The 16,321-nt window shown below is 61.5% G+C and carries 14 protein-coding genes, 1 pseudogene and 1 riboswitch; of the genes and pseudogenes, 9 read left to right on the top strand and 6 right to left on the bottom strand.

All coding sequences use genetic code 11. The features are described 5' to 3' along the window. Positions 1-180: 180 nt before the first annotated feature. Both B0G76_RS15375 and B0G76_RS15370 read left to right on the top strand, forming a co-directional pair. The gene (locus B0G76_RS15375) at positions 181-2,451 is read left to right on the top strand and encodes a xanthine dehydrogenase family protein molybdopterin-binding subunit (RefSeq protein ID WP_120293379.1); all 2,271 of its coding nucleotides are present in this window, start codon (positions 181-183) and stop codon (positions 2,449-2,451) included. A gap of 25 nt (positions 2,452-2,476) precedes the next feature. Further along, complete coding sequence (locus B0G76_RS15370) at positions 2,477-2,938, top strand: (2Fe-2S)-binding protein (protein WP_120293378.1); 462 nt, start codon at positions 2,477-2,479, stop codon at positions 2,936-2,938. Between the two features lie 283 nt (positions 2,939-3,221). Here the strand turns inward: B0G76_RS15370 and B0G76_RS15365 are convergent, their stop codons facing one another. From B0G76_RS15365 to B0G76_RS15345, 5 genes are read right to left on the bottom strand one after another with little or no spacing between them, the layout of a single operon-like run. After that, positions 3,222-4,754 carry an efflux transporter outer membrane subunit gene (locus tag B0G76_RS15365; protein ID WP_120293377.1) on the bottom strand — a complete coding sequence of 511 codons (1,533 nt, stop codon included), beginning with the start codon at positions 4,752-4,754 and terminating at the stop codon, positions 3,222-3,224. Beyond that, positions 4,751-5,746: an efflux RND transporter periplasmic adaptor subunit gene (locus B0G76_RS15360; protein WP_120293376.1), complete on the bottom strand. Its 996-nt coding sequence runs from the start codon at positions 5,744-5,746 to the stop codon at positions 4,751-4,753. Before B0G76_RS15360 ends, B0G76_RS15365 begins: the two co-directional genes overlap by 4 nt. After that, a complete protein-coding gene (locus B0G76_RS15355) occupies positions 5,743-5,952 on the bottom strand; it encodes a DUF1656 domain-containing protein (protein ID WP_120293375.1) in 210 nt (69 codons plus the stop codon). The genes B0G76_RS15360 and B0G76_RS15355 overlap by 4 nt, the downstream gene beginning before the upstream one ends. Before the next feature lie 45 nt (positions 5,953-5,997). After that, the gene (locus B0G76_RS15350) at positions 5,998-8,100 is read right to left on the bottom strand and encodes an FUSC family protein (protein ID WP_120293374.1); all 2,103 of its coding nucleotides are present in this window, start codon (positions 8,098-8,100) and stop codon (positions 5,998-6,000) included. Between the two features lie 6 nt (positions 8,101-8,106). Then, a complete protein-coding gene (locus B0G76_RS15345) occupies positions 8,107-8,568 on the bottom strand; it encodes a MarR family winged helix-turn-helix transcriptional regulator (RefSeq protein WP_120293373.1) in 462 nt (153 codons plus the stop codon). Between the two features lie 223 nt (positions 8,569-8,791). Between B0G76_RS15345 and B0G76_RS15340 the strand changes: the two genes are divergently transcribed. Then, positions 8,792-9,877, top strand: coding sequence for an alpha/beta hydrolase (locus B0G76_RS15340; RefSeq protein WP_120293372.1), 1,086 nt, complete (start codon positions 8,792-8,794; stop codon positions 9,875-9,877). Positions 9,878-9,920: 43 nt separating this feature from the next. Here the strand turns inward: B0G76_RS15340 and B0G76_RS15335 are convergent, their stop codons facing one another. Continuing rightward, positions 9,921-10,499, bottom strand: coding sequence for a histidine phosphatase family protein (locus B0G76_RS15335; RefSeq protein WP_120293371.1), 579 nt, complete (start codon positions 10,497-10,499; stop codon positions 9,921-9,923). 57 nt (positions 10,500-10,556) lie between these two features. Next, positions 10,557-10,696: riboswitch (cobalamin riboswitch) on the top strand. A 42-nt stretch (positions 10,697-10,738) separates the two neighbouring features. On the opposite strand from B0G76_RS15335, the gene B0G76_RS15330 reads away from it, so the two are divergent. From B0G76_RS15330 to B0G76_RS15310, 6 genes and pseudogenes are all read left to right on the top strand, one after another. Next, entirely contained in the window at positions 10,739-10,960 is a 222-nt protein-coding gene (locus B0G76_RS15330; RefSeq protein WP_120296401.1) for a CbtB domain-containing protein, read from the top strand. 11 nt (positions 10,961-10,971) lie between these two features. Continuing rightward, the gene (locus B0G76_RS15325; protein ID WP_120293370.1) at positions 10,972-11,718 is read left to right on the top strand and encodes a CbtA family protein; all 747 of its coding nucleotides are present in this window, start codon (positions 10,972-10,974) and stop codon (positions 11,716-11,718) included. A 599-nt stretch (positions 11,719-12,317) separates the two neighbouring features. Continuing rightward, a complete protein-coding gene (locus B0G76_RS43800) occupies positions 12,318-13,409 on the top strand; it encodes an RHS repeat domain-containing protein (protein WP_259460589.1) in 1,092 nt (363 codons plus the stop codon). A 9-nt stretch (positions 13,410-13,418) separates the two neighbouring features. Next, positions 13,419-14,723, top strand: a complete 1,305-nt coding sequence (locus tag B0G76_RS43795) for a hypothetical protein (protein ID WP_259460588.1) — start codon at positions 13,419-13,421, stop codon at positions 14,721-14,723. After that, positions 14,723-14,999: pseudogene (locus B0G76_RS44810) on the top strand (hypothetical protein). Before B0G76_RS43795 ends, B0G76_RS44810 begins: the two are co-directional and overlap by 1 nt. A 546-nt stretch (positions 15,000-15,545) precedes the next feature. Continuing rightward, positions 15,546-16,265, top strand: coding sequence for a glycosyltransferase family A protein (locus B0G76_RS15310; RefSeq protein ID WP_120293369.1), 720 nt, complete (start codon positions 15,546-15,548; stop codon positions 16,263-16,265). Positions 16,266-16,321 lie beyond the last annotated feature (56 nt).

Here is a 16,321-nt window from a genome sequence, read left to right as displayed (position 1 = left end):
TGAACTGACGTACGGCACGCACCTGCCCGTTCCGCCAGCGCCGCACAGATCGACTGAACCGCTGGCTTTCAGTCCCACACTCGCTCTTCCGTCTTATTACTGTTCCGACGAAGCAAACCCCCGCGCCTGGCCGCGCTTTCACAGCTTCCCCGCCACCGCGCAAGCTGATCGAGTCACACGATGCTAAAGCGCAGAACCTTCCTGCTAGGCGGCGCCAGCGCGCTCGGTGCGTTACTGGTCGGCTGGTCGGTGCTGCCACCGGGGCAGCGCCTGACCACTTCCACGCCGCTGCCGGAAGAAGGCAACCAGGCCGCACTCAACGGCTGGGTCAAAATCTCCGCCGACAACACCGTCACGATCATGATGTGCAAAGCGGAAATGGGGCAGGGCATTCACACCGGCCTCGCCATGCTGCTGGCCGAAGAACTCGACGCCGACTGGTCGCAGGTTCGCGTCGAAAACTCGCCGATCGACAAGATTTACAACAGCGTGCAGAACGTCATCGACGATCTGCCGTTTCGTCCGGACGACGACAGCACGGTCAAGCGCGCCACGGTCTGGATGACCAGCAAGCTGGTGCGCGACGCCGGCACGATGATGACGGGCGGTTCGTCGAGCATCAACGATCTATGGGTGCCGATGCGCGAGGCAGGCGCCTCGGCGCGCGCGATGCTGATCGGCGCGGCGGCCGCGCAATGGAAGGTGCCAGCTGGTGAATGCCGTACGGAAAGTGGCTATGTGCTGCACGCATCAGGCCACAAGGCGAGTTTCGGTGAACTGTCCACGCTGGCCGCACAGCAACCGCTGCCCCGCAAGGTCGCGCTGAAAGATCCTGCGGACTTCAAATTGATTGGCAAGCCGATGCGGCGTATCGAAGCCGCATCGAAAATTAACGGCACGGCGCGCTTCGGCATTGACGCGCTACCCGACGGTCTCATCTATGCAAGCGTGGTGATGTGCCCCACGCTGGGCGGCACGGTAGCGCATTTCGACGCTTCGTCTGCCAGGACCATGCCGGGTTTCATCAAGGCCTTCGCGTTAGCGCCGTACGCAGGTGGCAGCGGCGGCGTCGCGGTGATCGCGGACAACGCATTTCGCGCGATGAACGCAGTCAGCGCCATCAACGTGGCGTGGAATGACGGGGCTGCAGCGAATCTGTCGAGCGCAGGCGTGGACACCCAACTTGCCCAAGCGCTGGACGACAGCGACGGCCACGCCTACTACGATCGCGGCGACGTCGACGCCGCATTGAGCCGCGCGGCGCGAACCCTCAGCGCCGAGTACCACGCTCCGTACCTCGCGCATGGCGCGGTCGAACCGGTGAATTGCACGGTGCAGGTCGCGGACGGCGCGGCCACCGTCTGGGTCTCGACGCAGATGCCGACCCTCGCGCGGCGGCACGTTGCGAAAGTGCTGGACATCGACGCCGACAAGGTCGACGTGCAAACACAACTGCTCGGCGGCGCTTTCGGGCGACGTCTCGAACTCGATTTCATCGCGCAAGCCGCGGCGATTGCGCGCGAGGGCGGCGGTCGTCCGGTGCAAACGATCTGGTCGCGTGCGCAGGATTTCACCCACGATTTCTATCGGCCAGCGTGTGTGTCGCGACTCAAGGCCGGTCTGGACAAAGACGGCAAGCTGGTCGCGTGGCATGCCACGTCCGCGAGTCAGGCGATCGTGCCGGAATCGCTCGTGCGTTACTACGGCGTGCCGCGCATGCCGATCGACAAGACCACGTGCGAGGGGGCGTTCGATCAGCCCTACGAATGGCCCACCGCGCGCGTGGCGCACAAGATCGTCGAATTGCCGGTGCCGGTTGGATTCTGGCGATCGGTCGGCCATTCGCATCAGGCGTTTTTCACCGAGTGTTTTACCGACGAAGTCGCCGTCGCTGCCGGCCAGGACCCGATTGCGTTTCGCGCGTCGCTGCTCGCGCAGCATCCGCGCCATCTGGCGGTGTTAAGGCGTGTTGAAGCTTTATCGGATTGGCGGCATCCCATGACGCATGCCGCCTACGGCACCCGGCGGGCACGCGGCGTTGCGCTGCACGAAGCGTTTGGCAGCGTCGTCGCGCAGGTTGCTGAAGTATCGGTCGGTCCGGACAAACAGATACGCGTGCACCGAGTGGTCTGCGTGATCGACTGCGGACTGCCGGTGAATCCCAACCTGATTCGTCAGCAGATGGAGAGTGGCATCGTATTCGGACTCTCGACTGCGTTGCAGGACGAAATCACCATCGAAGGCGGCGTGGTGACGCAGAAGAACTTCGTCGATTTCCCCGTCGTGCGGATGAACGATTGTCCGGTGATCGAAACCGACATCATGCCGAGCGGGATGCACCCGCAGGGCGTCGGCGAACTGGGCGTGCCGCCGGTCGCACCGGCGGTGGCCAACGCGGTGTTTGCGCTGACCGGCCAACGCTTGCGCAAGCTGCCGTTGAGGCTCGCATAAAAGCATCGGATTGACGGAGACAAGCATGGGATCGCTAAACATCAACGGCCGGGCGGTGGCCGTGACAGCAGAACCGGATATGCCACTCCTGTGGATACTGCGCTGTGACCTCGGCATGACCGGCACCAAGTTTGGCTGCGGCGTGGGCATTTGCGGCGCATGCACGATTCATCTGGACGGCAAGGCGAGCCTCGCCTGCCAGACGCCTATGTCGAGCTTGCACTTGCAGAAGATCACGACCATTGAAGGCGTGCAGGGCGCGGAAGCGCACGCGCTCAAAGCGGCGTGGATCGATCTCGACGTGGTGCAGTGCGGCTATTGCCAAAGCGCGCAGCTTATGGCCGCCTGCGCGCTGCTCAAGCAGAAGCCCAATCCCACCGATGCGGACATCGACGCGGCGATGTCTAACATCGTGTGCCGTTGCGGCACGTATCCGAGGGTGCGGGCCGCGATTCACCAGGCGGCCGCGAAGCGGCGGCCCGCTTAGGCACAGGTGCCTGGGAGCGGGTTGGTCGCGAGTGAATCGGGCTCAGTTCGCCAGCATCTCCATGACCGCGACGACTACCGTAAAAACGCCGATACAGCCGCCCAATGTGGCTGCGCCTTGCATGAAATTCGACATACGTGACCTCGTAACGTGGAGTTGAGGCTCGTATTTAACCTGAATTGAAAGGTAAAAGAAAGCTTGTCAATAATAGAGATTTACCCGAACGCGACAGGCACAGATGGCGGACGTAAGCCTGCAACACAGGAGTCGATCGAAACGTCAGTCAGGGTGCTTTGGTGGCCGCCGTCGGCACGGCCTTGGCCGGTGGTGCCACCGCAGCCCCGGGCGTCGCAGCGCTAGACACCGCTGCCCCAGGCGTCGTCCGCGCGTCGGTCTCCCAGCCGCCGCCGAGCGCGAGGAACAGGTTGACCTGATCGATCGCCACCTGACCTTCCGCGGCCGCTACCTGAGACTTCGTCGAAGTGAGCGTGCGGGTTGCATCCAGATCCGAAATGAAGGACTCGCGGCCGGCAAGATACAGCTGATGCGTTTCATCCGCCGACTCCGTGGCCGATTTCAACGCGGCACGCAACGCGTCGGCGCGTGCGGAGTCGGAGGCATAGGTCGCGAGGCTGGTTTCGGTTTCGCGCAACGCGGTCAGCACCACGCCGTCGAACTTGGCCAGCGCGACGTTGCTCGACGCTTCCGCTTCGCGCACGCGGCCGCGTGCGCCATTCGTCGGGAAGGTCCAGCTGATCAGCGGACCGAAGGCCCAGCGCGCTGTCGGCTGCGTGCCGAGGTCTTCCAGAATCCCGGTCAAACCCGCCGATGCACCGATGCTCACAGTCGGATACAACGCACCCGTTGCGACGCCGATGCGCGCCGTCGAAGCCGCCAGTTGACGCTCGGCCTCGCGCACGTCCGGACGGCGCTTGAGCAGCGCGGCGCCGTCGCCGACCGGAATCGGCTGACGGATTTCCGGCAGCCTGCTGCAGGCCAGCACGGCCGGCGGCAAATCGGACGGTGCGCGGGCGAGCAGCGCCGCGAGCCGGTATTGCGCGATCTGGCGGCGCGCCGTGTAGCGGGGAATATCCGCCGCCAGGGTATCGACCTGGGTCTGGCCACGCGTGACATCGGGCTGATTGCCGCGGCCCGCGTCGCGCAGGCGTCGTGACACATCCACGCGCTGCTTCTGCAATGCCAGGGACTGCTGCGCGATCCTGAGTTCATCGGCGGCCGAGCATTGCTCGACGTAAGAGCGCACCACATCCGCAACCACCGTGATCCGCGCGAGGTCGCCGGCCGCCTGCACGGATTCCGTATCCGCCGACGCCGCTTCGACGCCACGCCGAAGCTTGCCGAACAGATCGATTTCGTACGAGATGCTGATACCGATGTCGCCTTCGTTAGCGACGGGTAGTTTGTTGAAGAGCAGATACTGCTCGGCCGATTCCTGCGCGCGTTCGACGACCGCCGACGTCTTGCCGGAGAAGCCGCCCTGCGCCTGAGCCACACCCAGCGCTTCGCGCGAACGCGCGAGGTTCGCCGCCGCGACGCGCAAGTCAGTATTTGATTGCAGCGCTTCGTCGACGAGGTTGTTCAGCACCGGATCGTCGTAGAGCTTCCACCAGACCGCGGGCACGTTCTGCCGCGTGGTCAGCCTGGCGTCGGCGCCTTCAATCGGCGCATTGGCGAGCGGGGCGTTGACCAACGCCTGCTTCGGCAACGCGTAATTGGGGCCGACGTTCATGCAGCCGCTGAGCGCGACGGCTAATGGCAAGAGCGGCAATAAGGGCAGGGCGCGCGGCAGCTTCATTGCGAGGCGCCCGAGATGACGGCAGCAGATGCCGGTTGCGCAACAGAAGCAGCAGACGTAGCCGAAGCCGACGACGCATCCACCGCGCCCGAAGCGCCCGCAGCCGGACGCGGCTTGCCGGTCGGCGACAGATCGCGCACCGACACCGTCGCCGTGCGTCCGGCGATCAGGCGGAAGTCGGCGGGAACTTCGTCGAGCGCAACGCGCACGGGAATCCGCTGCGCGAGCCGCACCCAACTGAACGCCGGATTCACGTTCGGCAGCAGATTCGATCCTTGCGTGCGGTCGCGATCTTCAATCCCCGCGACGATGCTTTGCACGTGACCGCGCAGCACCTTCGGCTCGCCCATCACCTGGATATCGACTCGCTGACCGATGTCGATGCCGCGCATCTTGGTTTCTTCGAAATAACCGTCGACGCGGAACGAATGCATATCCACCACCGCCAGCACCGCCCGGCCCGCCGAGACGAACTCTCCGGTACGCGGCGCGCGGTCGTTCAGATAACCGTCGACCGGACTCACGATCGTGGTGCGTTGCAGATTGAGCCTGGCGGTATCGATCGCGACGTTCGCATCGGCGAGTGCGGCTTCCGCCGTTTCGACACGCGAGCGGCTTTCTTCGGCGACCTCCGCGGCGACGAGGTTGCCGAGCTTGCGATTGCGCACGTCTTCGCGGCGCGCCTGATCGAGCGTGGCGCGGCGTTGCTGCGCGGTGGCCTGAGCCTGACGCAGAGCGAGCGCATAGCGGGCCTGGTCGATCACGAACAGCACCTGGCCTTGCTTGACCTGCTGGTTGTCGGCCACCTCGACCGACGAGATCAGCCCAGAGATATCCGGCGCGACCTGGATCACGTCGGCGCGCACGTGGCCGTCGCGGGTCCACGGGGCGAACATGTAATAGGCGACCAGTTTCCACAGCACGAAGGCTGCCACCACGACGACGATCAGGGTCAGCAGGATTTGACCGACGGAGAACCAGGTTTTTTTCACGTTATTAGTCTGTGCGAAACAACGACGACAAGGCCCAGCACCAGCACATAGATGCCGAGATCGAGGATGGAACGGTGCCAGACGAAGCGGTAAAAACCGACGCGCGCGAGCACCGTGCGGATGGCCAGGTTGATCAGATAGGCGACGAACATCAGCACGAGCACGGCCGGCACGAACACGCCGAAGATATCGATTTCACCGATCATCGCGGGAACCGGGAAAGAGGTGGATCGGGTTGTGAGACGGGCGCATCAGGCGGCGGCCTCCGGTTCGGGCGGCGTCGGCGTGACTAGCGTGGCCGGAAACAGCGAAAGACGCAAGCCGACCAGCGCGTGCAACGCGTCGCGCAATCGGCGCGCCGAGAGTTGCGAAGTCGCGCTCGGGGCGCCGGCGTTGGCGACCCCTTGTGCGGTGACGCGCACCACGGCTGCGTCGATCGACGACATCAGGCTCGCCGGGACCGGTTGGCGCGCGTGCAGGTCGATGCAGGTTTCGTAGTATTGACGCACGTCTTCGAGGACATAGTCGATCGCGGCCGGCGCTTCGCCGCCGAGTTTGCGCATCGCGCGGCGCAGATCGAGCGCGTTGAAGGCGATGCGCAAATCGCGAAAACTTTCGATCGACGGATGGCGATGGTCGTCCGTCGCGGCAAGGCGCGGGATCAACTGCATCAGCCGGTCGAGCATGCGCGCGGCGAGATTGCGCGGGTCTTCGATGGTTCGTGTGGACGCGGTCAGCGCCACGTCGGCCCAGCTCGAACGCAACAGCCGGGAGGCAGCGAGTTCAGCGCCGAACGGCCGCGTCGCGCGGGTCCACAAATACGCATAGAGCAAGCCTGCGAGGCCGGCGAGATTGCTGTTCAGGAAGATCAGGAAGTCGGCCGAGTAGGCGTCCTGAATGCTGATGAAGGTGGCGGTATTCACGGCCACGAGCACGGTCACCATATTGAACTGCGGACGCGGGATCAGCGTGCCGACCAGAATGAACGGCGCGGCGAACAGAACGACGAGCATCGGGAAATCATGCACATGCGGCAGCACGGCGAACAGATAGATGCCGGCGGCCACCACGCTGACCGCCGTGGCGATGAAGAACTTGAACACCAGGGGCGCGGGTTCGTCGAGCGCCGCGAAGAAGCAGCAGGCGACCGCCGCCAGCGTCACCGCACTGGCGCCGTCCGCCCAGCCCGAGCTGATCCACAGACTGCACGCGAGGACGACCGCGGCGCCTGCTGAAACCGCCGAAAACAGCATGATGCCGCGGTCGAAAAACCGCTCGGTGCCGCCCAGCCGCCAATGGCGAAACCGCGGCCGCCACGAACCTTCTTCGCGCGTGATGATGATGCGCAGCGACCGGCAGTCCTGCCAGACGTCGATCACCTGTTTCATACGCCACAGCGCGTTCGAAAGCAGCGCGACGTCCCAGGCCGCCAGCGCGGCCGGCGGCGGCTGCATGGCGGCGATGCGCTCGCGTAACGCGTTGGCTTCCGGGTCGGGGTGATAGCCCTCGCTGACTGCGGGAAGCGGCGCATTGAACCACTTGATGACGTCGTTGAGCAACGCTTCGAGACCCTCTGGCCAGGTCTGGCGACCGCTGTTGTAGAGGGCGACCAGCGGATCGGCCAGCGCAGACATCATCGGCAGCAGCAGCTGCATGCGCCCGCGCAGCTCGTGGGTACGTGCCAGGATGTCCGGCCGGGTGTGGTCGTAGGCAAGCTGGCTCAGCAGCAGTTCCAGACCGTTGATCGTGGTCGCGATCCGCTGGCGAGCCCCCGAGATCGCCGCGCCCGCGATGCGGCCTGACAGTGTTTCGCTCGCATAGAACGCGGCATCGCGAAACCACGCGTCGGTCCGCTCGATGATGGTGGGCGCGAGTCGGCTAGGAAACAGTGAACTACCGACGATGCTCGCGCACACGATGCCTAGCAAGATCTCTTCGGTGCGGCTGATCGCGAGATCGAACACGCCGCCTGGATTGGTGACCGAGGGCAGGGCGATGATCGGCATGGTGTAGGCCGCCAGCATGAACACGTAGCTGCGCGCGGTGCGGTCGGCCACCGCCAGATACAGCAGCGCGCCGGTCCACAGCGCGACGACCACGCTGAACAGATAGGGCGATTCGACGAACGGCGGCACCAGCAGCACTGCGGCCGACGCGCCGAGCGCGGTGCCGAGCGCACGATAAAGCGCCTTGGAGCGGGTCGCGCCAACAAACGGATTCGATACGATGTAGACGGTGGCCATCGCCCAATACGGGCGCGGCAGCTCGAGCGAAAGACCGATGTAGAGCGCGATCATCGCCGCGGCAAACGTCTTGACGGAGAACAACCAGTCGCGGATGGAGGGATAGACCATAAGCGCTTACTCGGCATCCCCGGCGTTGTGCGGCGCAGGTGCTTCGGCCGTGAACGCGGCCAGCACCCGCAGGGTCGCTTCGAGATCGCTGCGCGAGATGCCTTTCAAAGCTTGCGCCCGCAACGTATTGAGCTCTCCTTCCATTTTCGCGGTGACGGCGCGGCCTTCGTCGGTGAGTACGACGGTCTTGGCGCGCCGGTCTTCGGGATCTTCGTCGCGGCGCATCAGGCCGGCCGCGCACAGTTGATCGAGCAGCCGCACGAGTGAGGGCCCTTCAATACCGATGTGATCGGCCAGCGTGACCTGCCGCACCGCTTCGCCAATCCGGCTGGCGGTGAGTAGCGGCGTGGCGCACGCTTCGGAGACGTTAAAGGCCGCGAGTACGCCATGGCTCGTGCGCCGCCATTTTCTGGCGGCGACGACCAGGGTGCTGCTGACGGTGCGGCGCAAGGCATCGAGATTCGACATGGCCGGTATTGTATTTCGAAAATATTCGTTAGCAAACTATTGAATTGTGAGTTTTGTGCGGATGGGCTTTGCAGCAGCCTGCCGCTGCAATGTGACAACATCGATGTTGAACAACGCGTGACGCTTGGCCTTCGCCGCCGGTTTTGAGCTTCGATGCTCTTCAACGACGGATTCGGCAATGCGCCGCGTTCAAGATAGAGCACCGTGATCAGGAGCGGCCTGCATGACATTCAATCTTTCACGACGTTTGGCGATGGGGTGCGCGGTAGCCGGTGCCGCTATGTTGGCATTGCTAGCGCAATCGGCATTCGCGGTGCATACCCACGATGCCCACGAGTCTCATCTGAAACCGGTGGCGACGATCTCGGATATACGGTTCGCGATCGACACGCCGCAAGGGCAAGCTGAATTCCCGCTGTATCTCTCGAAGGATTGGAACGTCGCGCAACCGCAGGTGACGCGTGCGGTGATCGTGATTCACGGCAAATTGCGCAACGCGGACGTGTACTTCCGCACTGCGCAGAATGCACGCGACGCCGCTCACGTGGACCCCGACAGCACGCTCCTGATCGCGCCACAGTTCCTCGCCACGCTCGACACACGCGAGCATCACGAACCGGCCGATCTGCTGCGCTGGAAGGGCGACGCGTGGATGGGCGGCGAAGCGGCGCGGGCACCGCTGCCCATCAGTTCATACGAAGTGCTGGACGCGATTGTTACGCGCCTCGCGGATCGCAAGCAGTTTCCGAATCTGCAGCACGTTGTGTTCGCGGGACATTCGGGCGGCGGACAGGTAGTGCAGCGTTACGCTGTGGCGGCGCGCAACATCGACGTGCTGACTAGTGAAGGCATCGACGTGCGCTACGTGGTGGCGAGCCCGTTGACGTATGCGTATTTCGATGCGCAACGGCCGAATGCGCAAGGCGTGGCGGCGCCGTTCGACGCCGCGCAATGCGTTGGCTTCAATCAATGGAAATACGGCATGGACAATCGGCCTTTGTACCTCGACGACCGCTCGCCCGCGCAACTCGAAGCGACGTATGTGTCGCGACGGATCGACAACCTGGTCGGTGGCGCGGACGACGATCCGCAGCAAAGCGCCCTCGATAGAACCTGTGCTGCCGAAGCGCAGGGTCCGCAGCGCGACGCGCGTGCGGAAGCGTATTACCGGTATATCCAGGCGCGTCATCCGGAAGGGCTGAAGCAGAGCTTTCATATCGTGCCGGGTGTGGGCCATGACGGCGCGCGCATGCTGACGTCGGTCTGTGCGCTGTCGGCGATATTTGACACCCGGGGATGTGAGCAATGAGTGAGGCGTTGTTGGTCGGGTGCGGCAGACATCGCGGCCGCCGTTACCGTGACGCCGGCCACCATGTCCAGCCGCGTTGCGAGCGTCGCAACTCGACCACCGAGAGTGGTGCGATCTCGATGCGCGGAAACACGGCCGGCAACGCTCCGAGTGCATGAACAATGGCGGCCCTGATTACCGGCGCGTGCGTGGCGGCGACGATATTTTGCGTTGTACGAGTTGGCACGCCGCTCAACGTATCGAGCCACTGTCCTATCCGCTTCACGAGTCGAGTGAATGACTCGCCGCCATGCGCGGCAGCGTCGGGATCGTGCGTCCATGCGGCGAGGTCTTGCGGCGCTTCGACGGCGAGATCGGCGAGGCGGCGGCCATGCCATCGACCGTAGTCCATATCTGCCAGCTCCTCGTGGACGGTTGCAACGAGGCCCAAGGCCGACGCCGTCTCACGTGCGCAAACCGCAGGGCTGACGAAAGCCGCCGCGTCGTCCGGAATCGACAGACGCGCACGCGCGGCGCCTGCTTCGGCGAGGCCGCGTGCGTCGAGCGGATCGTCGGCGGGGAAGCGTGCCGCCCGCATCGCCGCGGTCGATGCGTGGCTGATCAGTAACAGCCGTGTGTCCATTCAGTTGATTCCATCATAAAGGCCGGACTGAAGCAGGAGGCGTGCGACCATGCTTTGCCTTGCCGGGAGGCAAAGTTTAGCGCGTAGAATAGCGACACTGCGAAGCACGGAAGCCGGTGAGAGCCCGGCGCGGTCGCGCCACTGTAATCGGTATTTACAAGCCGAAAGCCAGACCTGAGCTTTGCACCATCCCTCTTCAATCGACTATCGGGGCGCGTTACCCCCAGGAGATGTCCATTATGTCCAACGCTGTTTTCGATTCCGCGACTCAGCCTGTCGCCCAACCCACGCCGATTCCGCTGCGTGAACTGCTGCCCTGGATCGTGTTCGGCGGTTTGCTGCTGTTGCTCGCGATTTATTTCGTGGGTGCCGAAGAAGGCGCCACGTCTCTGGTGCCTGGCATGTATGTGCACGAATTCGTGCACGACGGCCGCCATCTGCTCGGCTTTCCCTGCCACTAACGGAGTCGAACATGGTTGGTAAATTGTTGGTACGCGGGATGCTTGCAGGCATCGCCGCGGGGTTGCTCACGTTCGGCTTCGCCAAATTGGTGGGCGAACCGCAGGTTGATCAGGCGATCTCTTTCGAGGAAAAGGCCGATGCCGCCAAAGGCGACGCGCCCGAACCCGAACTGGTGAGCCGCGGCACGCAAGCGGGCTTGGGATTGTTGACGGGCGTCGTGACGTATGGCGCCGCGTTCGGTGGGCTGTTCTCATTGGTGTTCGCGTTTGCGTACGGCCGCGTCGGCGCATTGAGTGCGCGCGCCTTGTCCGCATGGCTGGCGCTTGGCGCGTTTATCACGCTGGTGATCGTTCCAAACATCAAATATCCGGCGAATCCACCCTCGGTGGGCGACCCGGAGACGATCGGGATGCGGACCGGCTTATTCTTCCTGATGATCGCAATCTCAATCGCTGCGATGGTGTTCTCCCTGAAGGTGCGGCGCCGCGCTGCATTGAAACTGGGTGCGTGGAATGGCTCGATCGTGGCCGGTGTGCTGTTTGTCGTGATCATTGCGGCCGTGCAACTGTCGATGCCCGTGATCAACGAAGTGCCGGCGGCCTTCCCGGCGGTACTGTTGTGGAAGTTCCGCGTTGCCGCGATCGGGATGCAGGTGATTATGTGGACGACCATTGGGCTGCTGTTTGGCGCTATGGTTGAGCGGAGCAAACTGATGGCTTCCGCGGAACGTGGTGTGGCGAAGTCTGCTTATCTTTGATGTGAGAGGTGAGGCGGCGTAGGTTGCCGCGAAGCCTTTTACTTTTTGGCGCGTGAGGCGTGACCGTTCATGCGGTCACGCCGACGTGCAGCGCAACAGAAACCAAATACATCAAGTACTTGGCGTGCTTGCCAGAATGTTATCCACAGGCTTGCGAACAAAAACTGGGGATAACTTTGCGGCCGCCGTTCGGACGGCTAGCCGGTGAGGTTTGGCCCGGTTTTTGACGGGGCTGATTTTTGAAATCGCACTTGGTATTGCGATTAATCTCGTAGCGCTTTCTTGCGCTACTCATCTCCCTTTCGGGCGACGCTCTACGCGGCCCTTCTCTTCCCTTCCAATCTGCCTTGGTTTGGGTGCCAGCGTCCAATTACTTCACGTACGGGTATCCAGCGTCTGACGTTCCAGTTTTTTTCACTGCGATGCGTTGATGACTGACGAGCTCTTTCGTAAATCCCTACGGACTGCGTAAGGGGCGTGACAGTAACGTTTGTACAGACACAGGGAAAATGTAATTTTAGGAATTGTCGGATAGCGACGATGGAATGCTCCTTATAGGGTGCTTGGGCTTCAAACAAGTACAACCAATAAGGATGACTATGAAAAACAAAAGAATCAATGAGGGACCGGCGGGCATGGCGGCCCGCCTGCTGGCCGCATTCATGCTGCTTATGGTCGCGTTCGGTGCAAACGCGGCCGAATACATGCAATGCATGCAGACGTATCAGAAGTCCCTCGGGATTCCCGGCACTCCGACCTGCGCTGTCCAGGTCGCAGGAACATCGCCTATGTCGACGGGTGCTGACGACCCGTATGGCCCAATGAATTACTACAACTGTCCTAATGCATCGAATTGGATAGCGGACTATTGCCGTGGCGTCCCGGTTCCGCCTCAGTCTGACGACTCTTGCCCGGTGGCGGACCCGGTGTTGCCAGCAAAGGGCATCGTCACGCTTTCCGAGGCTGATTTTGCCAGCGGCGATACGCTTCCACTCGTCTTTAAACGCACCTATCTTTCGAAGCCCTATGACGCCACGCAGACAACGATGGGGCACAACTGGGTCAACAACTGGCAGCGAAGGCTTGATCTGCTTGGTGCCAACGCGAGCGAGCCGCACATTGTTGCTTATCGAGGTGACCAACAAGTTCTGAATTTCAAGTGGATTGGCGGAGCTTGGGTCGTGCCAGGACATCGCGAGCTCTCCCTGACGAAAGCTGGCGGCGGGTACTTCCACCTGAGGGACGAACTGCTTGGTACGACGGAAGCCTACTCGGATGCCACTGGCAAGTTCTATTCCGAAACAACCCGTACGGGTGTGATCCGCAAGGTCATATATGACGGTAGGCAGCGGCCGTCAACTATCGCCGAGTGGCCAACCGATAACGTAATACAGGCAACGGCGACCTCAATCAGGTTGGAATACGACAGTAACGACCGTGTCGTTACCCTGGTCGATCCTTTGGGAATGCCCACATCCTATGCTTACGATGGAAAGGGCAATCTTGCTTCGGTAACTGCACCATATGGCTACGTTCGTCAGTTTTTGTACGAAGATGCCCGCTTCCCCAACGCATTGACGGGCGTAAAAAATGAATCCGGCTCGCGGACTGCAACGTGGACATGCGATGCCAGCGGACGTGCAGTTTCGGTCACCCATCCCGACACGACGCGTAATGTCTCATTCAGCTAAGGTCGCGGCGTGACGACGCTCAACGACATGTCCGGCACGACCACGTACAGCTTGGATGTCGTCGACACGTTGCGTCCTCGTTCAATTGCTACGCCAGGCGGCACGGTTTCGCGGACGTGGGATGCAGCAGGGAATCTGAAGCAGCGGCAGACGCCCGATGGAAGTGTCCAGTACACCTGGGATAGCGCCAACCGGCCAACGAAGGCAATTGCAACAGTTGCTGGGAATAAGACGGTAACGACGATTGAGTACACCGATGCTAGTTCGTTGCGTCCGCATTTCGTCGCAACGCCGGGCAAGATCCGTGCGTTCGTTTATGACGCGCAAGGCAACGCGACTGGCTACGCAGAGGTGCAAACGACTGACCTGACAGGCGAACAGGGGATGCAGGCGGTCGGGACGGGCAGCAAGATGACGGTCGGCGCTAGTTACGATGGAGCGGGGCGTCTCTTGTCAGCCACAGTCATCCAGGACGGCCAGAAACTTGAGGACTGGACCTATACCTACGACGCGAAGGGAAACATCGCAACGACGAACGATGCCGTGTCGGGTTGGGCGATGCGAACGCTTGAGCGAAACGCCGCGAACCGTGCAACACAAATAGCGGGTAACAGCGGTCAGGCAAGTATCGCTTACGATGAACGTGGCCGCGTAAAGTCTTTCCAGTACAACGAACCAGCAAGTTCGGTAAATGGCGGACTCTTCCGTGTACTGGCGGTCGACTATCAATATGCTGCGAATGGCACGGTGTCGTCACATTCAGCGAAGGTCTCAACTAACGGCGCGTGGCGGCAGCCGATCAGTGACGCTGAGCTAGGTGTGTGGCTGACCAACTGGGAGTTGGGCAATGATCCGGTTGGGCCGCCACCTATGCTTACAGGAATCAGCGCTGACGCCGGAGCCTTCGTTCCAAAAATGTGTGTTGAATGCTACATGGCGTGGAAGGCGAAGTTCACAGGGAAGCTTTTTGATAGTGACCTGAGCGATACACTGCCGGATTGGGGCGAGACAATGGAGCTGATGCTGAGCGATCAGTCGCAGGTTCCTTATCCTGCTCTTGTACCGGACCTGACTGGCTCAGCGAAGAGGTCAATGCTTTACAGCGCTCTCTTTGGAGCCGGAAGCGGCGACGCTGGAATGGTTAAATGTGGGAGCGGCGGTGGTAAGGAGTGGCGTGAGGGGGATTGCTTTGCAAAGTATCAGTACGATATGCAAATTTGCAATTCGCTTGGCACCATAATGGGCAAAAAACGAGGCCGTGCGCTGTGCAAGCAGCAGGGATTCCAAGATTACCAAGAGTGTAGAGGTCATTGATGGATAACTATCCCCCGCGTTCAGTGGTCGTAACCTACGACGAAGATAGTCAACAGTTGGTTTTACAGTTAGTTGACCCTGCAAAGCTGGCGCCGCTCTTGGCTCGAACGCTTAAAGCACCGATCCTGTTGGACGAATTCGATTTCAAGCTTGACGACGAATTCGCGCGTCGGTTTGGGGGGGGGCGTGCTCAATCTGATTGCACTGGGTCAGCCGGAGATCAAACAATACATGACGGTCACGCAGCACCCAATCGACAAGCCGTCAGAAGAGTAACAATCAGAGGGTAAGTACCATCCGACCGACGTTTTGTCATGGCACCGAGGGGACAGAAGCGGCGCCGCTGATGCCCGGAGGCGAAGTGCAATTGTCCCCTATCACGATCGTCCGGCGGCGCGCAATATCGTGCCTGCCGGATGCCTATCAATTTCCCGGAATAACTGGAACGGCACGGCCGTCGGCATCATCCCGTCTGGCTACCTGTTCTTGAAGACCCGTGTCGTTCGCTAAGGAAGTCGCTGGAGGATGGCGGTGCAGCGGGAAGCGCGCGCTTCTTTACCCACACAGCGTGGACAACTCACTTGTCTGAACAACAAATCACACCTGCACACCTAATTCCTTGGCGAACGGGAGGCGCGGCGGCCATGCAAAGGCCGTCATACCTCCCGCCTTGCGCTGCGCGCTTGCCGGAACGGTATGCCCTGAGTACCGGTGGTTGCGTGAAGGCTTGATGGCGTTTCGGACGGCCGGTAATTGAGATAGTCTTGAGTGAGCTGCCGATATATATAATGCGCCGCACCACCTATGTCACGAAGAGCCTTCATGCGAGTCGCCGTCATTAGCGCCTACTACAAAGAGCCGCGTCACGTCTTACGAAGATGTCACGAAAGAGTCCTTGCGCAGCTAGGCGACGTGACCCACTTTATGGTCGCCGATGGATTTCCCGCCTCCGAAGTTGATAGCTGGACGGGTGTGGTCCACATCAAGATTCCCAATCACGCCGACTACGGGGATACTCCTCGCGGTGTAGGTGCCGCTTGCGCAGCCGCCAATGGATTTGACGCGATTTGTTTTCTTGACTCCGACAACTGGTTTGAGCCAAACCATGTCGAAACGATGCGCATGATCGTCGAGAAAACGGGGGCGCAAGTCGTCACGGCGGCTCGAAATATTTTCACTGCAGACGGTCGTATGCTCGGCATCTGTAAAGAGTCCAACGGCGTCGATTTTAGCGACACCAATTGCTATCTCCTTACGCGCACTGCCTTTCCCGCATGCACGGCGTGGCTCTTCAAGGACACGCGCGAAAGCATCGTGGGCGACAGGCGATTCTGGGACGCCGTGCAAACCGGAGGCTACATGCGTGTCCACTCAACCGTTCCGACGGTCAACTACGTGAGTACGCTCGCATCTCACTACGAGATGTTCGGAGAAATTCCGCCTGACGACTCAAAGATGATTTTACGATTGACCGGCCGCCAGCATTTTCAGATGATCAGTTACGCGCAATTCAAGGCAATGGGCGGAGTGCCTGGTTGGTAATAGCGGTCGTGTGCCCCAATTCATAGTAGTAGCGAGCGTGTCGCGTCCGTCCGCTT

It is taken from the genome of Paraburkholderia sp. BL23I1N1, assembly GCF_003610295.1.
Taxonomy (GTDB): domain Bacteria; phylum Pseudomonadota; class Gammaproteobacteria; order Burkholderiales; family Burkholderiaceae; genus Paraburkholderia.
The sequence above is the reverse complement of the archived record's forward strand: the minus strand, read 5'-3'. Positions and strand labels throughout refer to the sequence as shown.

Excerpts from the sequence above, each read along its gene's own strand:
- B0G76_RS15375 (WP_120293379.1), top strand. The coding sequence starts at position 181 with ATGCTAAAGCGCAGAACCTTCCTGCTAGGCGGCGCCAGCGCGCTCGGT.
- B0G76_RS15370 (WP_120293378.1), top strand. The coding sequence starts at position 2,477 with ATGGGATCGCTAAACATCAACGGCCGGGCGGTGGCCGTGACAGCAGAA.
- B0G76_RS15365 (WP_120293377.1), bottom strand. The coding sequence starts at position 4,754 with ATGAAGCTGCCGCGCGCCCTGCCCTTATTGCCGCTCTTGCCATTAGCC.
- B0G76_RS15355 (WP_120293375.1), bottom strand. The coding sequence starts at position 5,952 with ATGATCGGTGAAATCGATATCTTCGGCGTGTTCGTGCCGGCCGTGCTC.
- B0G76_RS15350 (WP_120293374.1), bottom strand. The coding sequence starts at position 8,100 with ATGGTCTATCCCTCCATCCGCGACTGGTTGTTCTCCGTCAAGACGTTT.
- B0G76_RS15345 (WP_120293373.1), bottom strand. The coding sequence starts at position 8,568 with ATGTCGAATCTCGATGCCTTGCGCCGCACCGTCAGCAGCACCCTGGTC.
- B0G76_RS15340 (WP_120293372.1), top strand. The coding sequence starts at position 8,792 with ATGACATTCAATCTTTCACGACGTTTGGCGATGGGGTGCGCGGTAGCC.
- B0G76_RS15335 (WP_120293371.1), bottom strand. The coding sequence starts at position 10,499 with ATGGACACACGGCTGTTACTGATCAGCCACGCATCGACCGCGGCGATG.
- B0G76_RS15330 (WP_120296401.1), top strand. The coding sequence starts at position 10,739 with ATGTCCAACGCTGTTTTCGATTCCGCGACTCAGCCTGTCGCCCAACCC.
- B0G76_RS15325 (WP_120293370.1), top strand. The coding sequence starts at position 10,972 with ATGGTTGGTAAATTGTTGGTACGCGGGATGCTTGCAGGCATCGCCGCG.
- B0G76_RS43800 (WP_259460589.1), top strand. The coding sequence starts at position 12,318 with ATGAAAAACAAAAGAATCAATGAGGGACCGGCGGGCATGGCGGCCCGC.
- B0G76_RS15310 (WP_120293369.1), top strand. The coding sequence starts at position 15,546 with ATGCGAGTCGCCGTCATTAGCGCCTACTACAAAGAGCCGCGTCACGTC.